Consider the following 9,273-nt stretch of genomic DNA (forward strand, 5'->3'; position numbering starts at 1 on the left):
AACGTGGCACCGACATCCGACGTACGCGTCGTCGTCATCGACTGCACCGACACCGGAGCGTCCCCGCCCACCGCCACCGGCCCGACGTGGATCTGCCGCGACACGCGCCGCTCGGCGATCGGCCGGGCCGGTACCTCGGGGAGGCCCAAGGGAATGGCGGTCATGGCGTCAGTCCCGGTTTCCGGAGACGGTCTCGCGCATGGCGCGCAGGGACTCCTTCAGGGACCCCATGGTGGCCAGCACGGCGGTGGGCTCGTACCCGCAGTGCGCCATGCAGTTGTCGCAGCGCGGGTCCTTGCCCCGGCCGTACTTGTCCCAGTCGGTCTTCTCGATGAGTTCCCGGTACGTCGGGACGTAGCCGTCGCTCATCAGGTAGCAGGGGCGCTGCCAGCCGAACAGCGAGTAGTTCGGGATGGCCCACGCCGTGCAGGGGAAGTCGACCTTGCCCTCGAGGAAGTCGAGGAACAGCGGGGAGTGGTTGAGCCGCCAGCGGCGGCGGTTGCCTCCCGCGAAGGCCTTCTTGAACAGCTCCCGGGTCTGTGCCACGCCCAGGAAGTGCTCCTGGTCGGGCGCCTTCTCGTAGGCGTAGGCGGGCGAGATCATCATCTCGTCCACCTTGAGCTCGTCGTTGAGGAAGTTGAGCACCTCGACGACGGTCTGCGGGGTGTCGGTGTTGAAGAAGGTGGAGTTGGTGGTCACCCGGAAGCCGCGCCGCTTGGCCTCCTTGATGGCCTCCACCGCCTCGTCGAACACGCCCTCCTTGGCCACCGACTCGTCGTGCCGCTCGCGCAGCCCGTCGATGTGCACGGCGAAGGCGAAGTACGGCGAGGGCTTGAACTTGTCCATCTTCTTGCGCAGCAGCATGGCGTTGGTGCACAGGAAGACGTACTTCCGTTTGGCCACCAACTGGCGCACGATCTCGTCGATCTGGGGGTGCATCAGGGGCTCGCCGCCCGCGATGGACACCATCGGCGCACCCGACTCCAGGACCGCTCCCACGGCCTGGGCGACCGGCATGCGCTGCTTGAGCACCCCGGCCGGGTGCTGGATCTTGCCGCAGCCCTCGCACTTCAGATTGCAGGCGAACAGCGGTTCAAGCTCCACGATCAGCGGAAACTTGTCCCGCTTGCGCAGCTTCTGTTCGGCAAGGTATGTAGCGACCTTGATGGACTGGCGCAGCGGCATGGCCATCTGGCTCACCTCCTGGGGAGCAGCACATTACGGTGCCATTCAAAGAAAGTCGGTAGGACGGAACGAAGAACGCGGAAAGCCGATATTCCACCGCGCACCGTGCCGATACGGACGAGTTCGTGTTCCGGAGCGTCCACGACCACACGGACGGCCGCAACCGGCCGTGCGCCCGTGCGCACGGCGCTCACAAGCGTGGCCGCGGACTCCATGTCGACCGCGATCGCGCCGGTGGCGCGCAGTTCGGACCGCTCGTCGTGACCGCGGACGACGTGGTCGGAGCCGGTGAGCGGCCCGGTGTGGACGGTGCGGCCAGGCAGGGTGCGGGTGAGTTCCTTGACGAGCAGCTCGGTGCCGACGCAGGGGACGGTCCCGAGCGGGTCCCGGGTCTCCTCGGCGACGACCAGGTCGCCGGGGTGCATGCCGGGGGCGAGTCCGGCGCAGAAACCCGTGGCCAGCACGGCGGCGCGGCTCAGCACCGGGTCGCCGAGGACCCGGGTGACGGACCGTTCCGCCGCCCTGGGTCCCATGCCGGTGCGCAGGACGGTCACCGGCCCGCCTGCCCCGCTTCTGTCGCTCATGCGCAGGGCGAGGTGCTCGATGCCGAGCGCGCAGGCGATCAGCAGCGGGGCCGGGGCGGGCTGTGTGGTCATCAGCTCCCCTTGGCCTCGGCGGGGGGCTTCTCCCCTCGGAGCCGGTCGGCGAAGGGTTCGCCGTGGACGTACCGGCCGAGCGCGGTGAGCGGGAAGACCTGCCGGTAGAGGTGGTAGTTGATGGAGAAGTCCCAGGGGAAGCCGGTGCCGGTGAAGTACGGCTCGTCCCAGGAGCCGTCCTCCCGCTGGGTGGCGGCGAGCCACTCGATGCCGCGCTCGACCGCCTTGGTCTCCTTCTCCCCCGCCGCGAGCAGGGCCATCAGCGCCCACGCGGTCTGCGAGGCGGTGGAGGCGCCCTTGCCGCTCCACTCCTTGACGTACTTGTAGGAGCGCAGGTCCTCGCCCCAACCGCCGTCGTCGTTCTGCACGCTCTCCAGCCAGGCCACCGCGCGGCGGATCGCCGGGTGGGAGCCGGGCAGGCCGGCGGCGGTCAGGGCGGGGACGACCGACCCGGTGCCGTAGACGTAGTTGACGCCCCAGCGGCCGAACCACGAGCCGTCCGGCTCCTGTTCCGCCAGCAGCCACTGGATGCCGCGCCGGGTGCGCGGGTCGTGGCTCAGGCCCTCGACCGCGAGCATCTCCACCACGTGCGCGGTGACGTCGGCCGACGGCGGGTCGATGACCTCTCCGAAGTCGCAGAAGGGCAGCCGGTTGGGGAAGGGGCTGGTGTTGTCGACGTCGAAGGCGCCCCAGGCCCCGTTCTTCGACTGCATCCCGAGGTTCCAGCGGACGCCGCGCCCGATCGCCTTCTCCAGCCGCTCCGGGTCGTGGTGCCTGACCCGGCGCAGCGCGAGGACGACCTCGGCGGTGTCGTCGATGTCGGGGTAGTTGTCGTTGTGGAACTCGAACGCCCAGCCGCCCGGCGGCAGCCCCGGGCGGCGCACCGACCAGTCGCCCGGGCGCACGATCTGCTCGCCGAGCATCCAGTCGGCGGCCTTCACCAGCTGCGGATGGTCGGCGGGCACACCCGCGTCGGCGAGCGCGATGGTGGCCAGGCAGGTGTCCCACACCGGCGACTGGCAGGCCTCGATCATCCGGGCGCCGTCCTCGCGCCACACGGCGAAACGGTCCAGCGACTGAAGGCCCGCGCGCATCACCGGGTGCTCGAGGTCGTATCCCAGCAGGTGCAGCGCGATGACCGAGTACACGGCCGGAGGCTGGATGCCGCCCCAGCAGCCGTCGTTCTCCTGCCGTTCGATGATCCAGCGGGCGGCGGTGTTCATGGCGGCCCGGCGCAGCCGCTTCGGGGCGACCCTGCGGTAGGCGTGCAGGACCTTGTCGATGCGCTGGAAGGCGCCGTCCCAGCTCGCGGCCGGGGCGAGCGGCTGGGGCGGGTTGGGCACGCTCGGGTCGGTGTGCAGCTCGTCGAGCGGGAAGGGCGCGGGGCGCACCGGCCGCTTGGCGGAGACGATGGTGAGCGGCACGATGGTCTGCCGGGCCCAGCAGCCGAAGTCGTAGATGTTGAGCGGTACCCAGGTCGGGAAGTAGATGAGTTCCGGCGGGAGTTCGGGCAGGTCCTCCCACTTCCACCAGCCGAACAGGGCGAGCCAGATCCGGGTGAAGACGCGGGAGGCGGCGATGCCGCCCTGCTCGCGGATCCACGCCGAGGCCTTCGCCATGTGGGGGGCGTCGGGGGTGTCGCCGGCCATGCGGAGGGCGACGTAGGCCTCGATGGTGGTGGACAGCTCGCCGGGGCCGCCGTAGAAGGTGGCCCAGGTGCCGTCCTCGCGCTGCTCGCCGCGGATGAAGAGGGCGGCGGCGCGGGTGGTCTCCTCGTCCCTGATGCCCAGGAACTGGCGCAGCAGCAGGTCCTCGGCGTCCATCGTGACGTTCGTCTCGAGGTCGCCCTTCCACCAGCCCTCGGCGTCCTGCTGGGAGAGCAGGAAGTCGGTGGCACGCCGGACGGCGTGGGCGGCGGCTTGGTGTACCCCGGCCGCCTCGGGGGTGGTGAGTGCGGTGTCGCTGGCCGCGGCAGCGCGGGTCGGCAGTGTCGCCCCGGTGCTTCCGTCGGTCGTCGCTGTCATGGCTTCCCCTTCGTGCAGTCGTGCAAGTCGTGCTGCTGTGGGTCCGCCGTCGGCCGGTGTCCGATACCTTCCGGCACCGGCCGGCGACTACGCGAGGGTGCTTCGACCGATAGTGATCATCTCTTTCGTACGACGACGAAGTCGGCGAGCGCCGTGAACGCGGCCCGTACCCGGTCGGGCATGTCGACGGCGTCGAGGGCTTCGATGGCGATGGTGTGCTGACGGCGCGCCTCCTCGGCCGTCCACTCGCGGCCGCCCGCCTCCTCGATGAGGGCGGCGCGGGCCGCGAACTCCTCCTCGGAGAAGTTCTCGAAGTCGCTGCTCTTGGCGTCGGCGGCGAGGATCTCGCCGAGCCGCTCGGAGGCTTCTCCGCCCGCCGCGAGGGCGGCCACGACCGGCAGGGACTTCTTGCGCTGGCGCAGGTCGCTCCAGGTCTGCTTGCCGGTGGCGTCCGGGTCGCCCCAGATGCCGAGGAGGTCGTCGACGGCCTGGAAGGCCAGGCCGAGGTGGTAGCCGTACTTCTCCAGCGTGTCGGCGGTGGCGTCGTCGGCGCCGCCGAGCACCGCGCCGATGGAGCAGGCGCAGGCGAGCAGGGCGCCGGTCTTGTTTCCCTCCATCTCCAGGCACTCGGCGACGCTGACCCGGTCGCGGTGCTCGTAGGAGATGTCCTGGGCCTGACCGTCGATCAGGGCGCGGGTGGCGCTGGTCAGCCGGCGGGTGGCGCGGCCGGCCTCGACGGTGCCGAGCTCCAGCAGGACCTCGTTGGCCAGCGCGAACAGGGCGTCGCCGACGAGGATGGCCTGGGCGGGGCCGTGCACCTTCCAGACGGTGTCGCGGTGGCGGCGCTGCTCGTCGCCGTCCATCAGGTCGTCGTGCAGCAGGGAGAAGTTGTGCACGAGTTCGACGGCGACCGCGCCGGGAACGCCGATCTCGGGGGCGGCGCCGGTGACCTCGGCGGAGAGCACGGCCAGGGCGGGGCGTACGGCCTTGCCGCCGTCCCCGTGCGCCGGATTGCCCGCGGCGTCGATCCAGCCGAAGTGGTAGGCGGCAACGGTGTCCATGGGAGGGGCCAGCCGGTCGACGGCGGCCCGCAGGACCGGCGTCGCCAGGGTCCGGCCGCGCTCCAACAGCGCGGTCACGTCCACCGCGGTCCTCCGAGCGGCCGTCGGGGCCGGGGACTCAGTGGGCACAGTCTCTCCTCTTGTCGCGGTGCCGGAGGTGCGGGGGCCTGCCGCGGGTTGCTGGTCGACCTTCATCGGATCCCCCCTCGCACGGACGCTCCGGTCACGTCCGGGCGTCGGCCGGGAGGCCGGGGGATGTCTCCCGGCGAGGGCCGGGAGGCCGTCTCCTCGAACGCGAAGAGACGGCTCGGTCGGGGCCGGCCCAGGGCGCTCAGCGCGGCGTCCGCCGCGCCCACACCACTGCGGACCGCACTCTCCATGGTCGCGGGCCACCCCGTGGCGGTCCACGCTCCGGCCAGGTACAGGCCGGGGGCCTTGGTACGGGCGCCGGGCCGCAGCCGCCCGACGCCGGGGGACGGGGCGAACGTCGCCGTGCGCTCCCGGGTCACGAAGAAGTCGAGCACCTCGGCGTCGCGTGCGGTGGGCAGCATCCGCCTCAGCTCCGGGAGATAGCGCTCGCGCAGCACGGCCACGGGCGCGTCGATCTCGTCCTGGGCCACCGACTGGGACAGCGCCAGGTACTGACCGTGCTTCAGCCCGGAGGCCTCGGTGCGGTCGAAGACCCACTGCACGGGGGTGCCGAGGGCGGCGACGAAGGGACGGGTGAGCACCTTGCGGTCGTAGACGACGTGGACGTTGAGGATCGGCGCGGTGCCGATGTCCAGCAGCCGCTCGGGGGCGTCCAGGGCGCCCGGCGGCAGCAGGTCGTACGCCTCGCGCTGCGGTACGGCGAGGACGACCGCGTCGGCGTCGATCCGCTCGCCGGGAACCTGAACGCTCCAGCCGCCGTTTTCGTTTGTGGAGACGGAGGTGACGCGTGAACGGACCTCGGTACGAACGCCCGCGGAGTCGAGCGCCTTGCGGGCCAGACGGTCGTGCAGTTCGCCCAGCGGGACGCGGGCCCAGCCGATGTCGGCCGCTCCCGGGTCGGACAGCAGACCGGTCTTGAACACCATCGCGGCCAGCCCCAGTGAGGCGTCGGAGGCGACCGCGTTGAGGGTGGCGACCCCTACGAGGTCCCACAGTGCCTCGACGGCACGCGCCGACTGGCCGTGCGCGGCCAGCCAGCTGCCGAAGTCCTGGGCGTCCAGGGCCGGGTCGGCCGGGTCGAGAGCCTTCAGGGCGAGCGCGGCACGCCCGACGCGGGCGCGCTCGGTCAGGGACAGGTGCGGGTAGGTGGCGAGGCTGCGCCCCAGGTGCAGGGGTACGGGCAGCGCGTCGCGCCGCAGTCTGCCGAGCCGGCGTCCCTCGGGCCGGTCCAGATCCAGGACGGGCACGTCGAGGCGGTCCTGCAGCGGGGCGAGCGCGGCTCCGCCGATGCGGTCGAGGAACCAGCGGTAGGCGGTGCAGCAGCGCAGGTACACGTGCTGGCCGTTGTCGACGGTGAGGTCGCCGCGCCGGAAGGAGAAGGCGAGGCCGCCGAGGCGTGGCCGGCCCTCCAGCAGGGTCACGCGCACACCGGCGTCGGCGAGCGCGAGCGCGGCGGTCAGGCCCGCCAGGCCGCCGCCGATCACCACCGCATGCCGTCCGGAGGGCGCTGAAGCCGTGCTGAGGGCGGCGTCCGGTCGTGTGCCGTCGGTCATCGCGCGCCCTCCCCTGTGCGTCCGCCGCGGTGCGCGGGTGCTCCGCGGCCGGCCGTCGCCGTCAGTGACGCGGTGCGGGTCCGCGGGGTTGCCCACGGATCGCCGGCCGGAGGGCCGGTCTGGATGCGCTCGGCCATCAGGCGCGCCTCCTGAGGGTCTGCCGGGTCACGTGCCGGGTGTCCAGTCCGGACAGCCCGCGCACGGCGACGTACGCCTTCTCGCGTCCGGGCAGGGAGACCCGGCCGCGCAGCACGGCCTCGGGATCGCGCTCGATGCGGTCGAGCAGGCGGCGGTAGATGCCGGCCATGGCGGCCACGCACGCCCCGCTGCGCCGGTCCAGCATGGGCAGCAGTTGATAGCCCTCGGCGAACAGCGCGCGGGCGCGCCGTACTTCGAAGTGGACCAGTCCGGCGAAGTCGGAGCCTTCCGGCGGGGTCGGGCCGTGGAATCCGGCCGAGCAGCCGAACTTGGCCAGATCGTCGGCGGGCAGATAGGTGCGGCCGCCCGCGGCGTCCTCGCGGATGTCTCTGAGGATGTTGGTCAGTTGCAGCGCCAGGCCGAGCGTGTCGGCGTACTCGGGGGCGCGTTCGGCGCCGCGCGCGCCCGGTTCGGTGCCGAAGACGCCGAGCGAGAGCCGTCCGATGGCACCGGCCACGCAGCGGCAGTAGACCTTCAGGTCGTCCCAGGTCTCGTAGGTCTCGCCGCGCACGTCCTTCAGGACGCCGTCGATGAGTTCGTCCAGGCCCCCGAGCGGGATCGGGAAGGCGCGCGAGGCGTGGGCCAGGGCGACCGCCACGGGGTCGGTGTCGTCGTCCTCGACGGCGCCGTCGCGGATGCGGTCGAGCAGCGCCCGTGTGTCCTGCAGCCGCGCGATCTTGACCTCGTCCGCCAGCGCGCCGTCCCCGATGTCGTCGACGCGCCGGGAGAACGCGTACAGCGCGGACATCGCGCGGCGCTTGGGCGTGGGCAGCAGCCTGATGCCGTAGGCGAAGTTGCGGGCCTGCTGTCCGGTCACGGCCTCGCAGTAGCTGTAGGCGGCGAGTACCGGTGCGGACGCGTGCTGTTCCGACTCCACGGCCCGGATCACCCCTCTCCTCGCAGAGTCACGCCCACCTCGCGCAGCAACTGGACCTTGCCGGGCTTGGGCGGGCCGGGAAGTACGTCGTATTCGGCGGCGGCGATCGCGCCGATCGCCGCCCTTCCCCCCGCCACGAACCCTGCGAGCAGCAGCTTCAGTCTGCCGTGGACGCTACCCACCAGGGGGGCGCCTTCATTCAGGAGTTCGCGGGCGCGTTCCGCTTCGTACGCGACCAGGGCGCGCACCGATGCGCCCGCGGTGGGCGTGGCGAGATCCGCTTCCTGGACGTGAAAGCGTTTCATGTCCGCGGCGGGCAGGTAGACGCGGTCGCGGCCGAGGTCCTCCTTGACGTCCTGGAGGTGCTCGACGATCTGCAGGGCGGTGCAGATCGCGTCGGACCGGCGGATCCGCTCGGGGGTGGAGGTTCCGGTGACGGCGAGGACGAGGCGGCCGACGGGGTTGGCGGACAGTTCGCAGTAGGCGAGGAGGTCGTCGTAGGTCTCGTAGCGGGAGACGAGCTGGTCCTGGCGGTTGGCGGCGATCAGACCGAGGAACGGCTCGGGGGTCAGCGCGCGGCGGCGGACGGTGGGCTGGAGCCGGCGCAGCAGGGGGTGGCGCGGCGTGCCGTCGAAGACCCGGCGCAGATCGGCCTCGAAGGCGTCGAGCAGGACGAGCCGGTCCTCCGCTTCCTCGGGCGACACGCCGAGCAGGCGGGCGTCGGCGCCGCCGGGGGCCAGATCGCCGTCGCCGATGTCGTCGACCAGTCGGGCGAAGCCGTAGACGGCCATGAGGTCGAGGCGCCAGGCACGGGGCAGGAAGAACGGTGCCACGGGGAAGTTCTCGCCCGCGGCCTTGTCGAGGGTGGCGCGCTCCGGGTGGAGCGCCACTGTTGTTCGCGTCATCGTCCGCTGCCCGGGGCGTGGACGGCACATGCTGCGTTGAGCTGGGGAGTTTCCGTAGCCATTGCCGTCACATCTCCCGTTCTACACTGCCGACCCAACACACACTATTTCGGACACGCCGCCCAGCCGCCCGGGCGGCGGCCCTGGCGGAGGGTGTCGCGCATTATCTCCCCACTTGCCACTTTCCGGGACCGGTACAGCTTACGTTGTACAACGCAGCGAGCCTCACGGGGGTGTCCTGCAGATCACAACAACACACCGATCGATGTCAAGATTCCTTGGCTCCACGGGAGTTGACCTTTCCTTTGCAGACGCCGGGCCCCACCGGAACAGTTCCGGTGGGGCCCGTGAGGCGCCGGCTACTTGCCCGTGAACTTCTCGTACTCCTTCAGCACCTCTTCGGTGGGCCCGTCCATGCGGAGTTCCCCTCGCTCCAGCCACAACACGCGGTCACAGGTGTCCCGGATCGACTTGTTGTTGTGGCTGACCAGGAAGACGGTGCCGGCCTCCTTGCGCAGCTCCCGGATGCGCTCCTCGGACCGCCTCTGGAAGGCGCGGTCACCGGTGGCCAGCGCCTCGTCGATCATGAGGACGTCGTGGTCCTTGGCGGCGGCGATGGAGAACCGCAGCCGGGCCGCCATGCCGGAGGAGTACGTCCGCATCG

General features: G+C 71.6%; 8 protein-coding genes and 1 pseudogene. All 9 read right to left on the reverse strand.

Annotation, left to right across the window (positions count from 1 at the left end):
- On the reverse strand, positions 1-164 hold a 164-nt coding region (locus IE318_RS30355), incomplete at its 3' end, for a flavodoxin-dependent (E)-4-hydroxy-3-methylbut-2-enyl-diphosphate synthase (RefSeq protein ID WP_373311324.1).
- Between the two features lie 4 nt (positions 165-168).
- On the reverse strand, positions 169-1,191 hold the full coding sequence (gene hpnH / locus IE318_RS30360; protein WP_030168775.1) for an adenosyl-hopene transferase HpnH: 1,023 nt from the start codon (positions 1,189-1,191) through the stop codon (positions 169-171).
- A gap of 5 nt (positions 1,192-1,196) precedes the next feature.
- On the reverse strand, positions 1,197-1,841 hold the full coding sequence (locus tag IE318_RS30365; protein WP_189905479.1) for a phosphorylase family protein: 645 nt from the start codon (positions 1,839-1,841) through the stop codon (positions 1,197-1,199).
- Positions 1,841-3,865, reverse strand: coding sequence for a squalene--hopene cyclase (gene shc, locus IE318_RS30370; RefSeq protein ID WP_189905481.1), 2,025 nt, complete (start codon positions 3,863-3,865; stop codon positions 1,841-1,843). Before shc ends, IE318_RS30365 begins: the two co-directional genes overlap by 1 nt.
- A gap of 116 nt (positions 3,866-3,981) precedes the next feature.
- Complete coding sequence (locus IE318_RS30375; protein WP_189905483.1) at positions 3,982-5,121, reverse strand: polyprenyl synthetase family protein; 1,140 nt, start codon at positions 5,119-5,121, stop codon at positions 3,982-3,984.
- A complete protein-coding gene (hpnE, locus tag IE318_RS30380; RefSeq protein ID WP_189905485.1) occupies positions 5,118-6,629 on the reverse strand; it encodes a hydroxysqualene dehydroxylase HpnE in 1,512 nt (503 codons plus the stop codon). The genes IE318_RS30375 and hpnE overlap by 4 nt, the downstream gene beginning before the upstream one ends.
- A gap of 136 nt (positions 6,630-6,765) precedes the next feature.
- Positions 6,766-7,716 carry a presqualene diphosphate synthase HpnD gene (hpnD, locus tag IE318_RS30385; RefSeq protein WP_030168790.1) on the reverse strand — a complete coding sequence of 317 codons (951 nt, stop codon included), beginning with the start codon at positions 7,714-7,716 and terminating at the stop codon, positions 6,766-6,768.
- Entirely contained in the window at positions 7,713-8,609 is an 897-nt protein-coding gene (hpnC, locus tag IE318_RS30390) for a squalene synthase HpnC (RefSeq protein WP_189905486.1), read from the reverse strand. The genes hpnD and hpnC overlap by 4 nt, the downstream gene beginning before the upstream one ends.
- 359 nt (positions 8,610-8,968) lie before the next feature.
- Positions 8,969-9,273, reverse strand: a pseudogene (locus IE318_RS45350) (ABC transporter ATP-binding protein); the annotation flags it as partial.

Origin of the sequence: Streptomyces spiralis, from assembly GCF_014654675.1 — a bacterium.
Classification (GTDB): Bacteria; Actinomycetota; Actinomycetes; order Streptomycetales; family Streptomycetaceae; genus Streptomyces; species Streptomyces spiralis.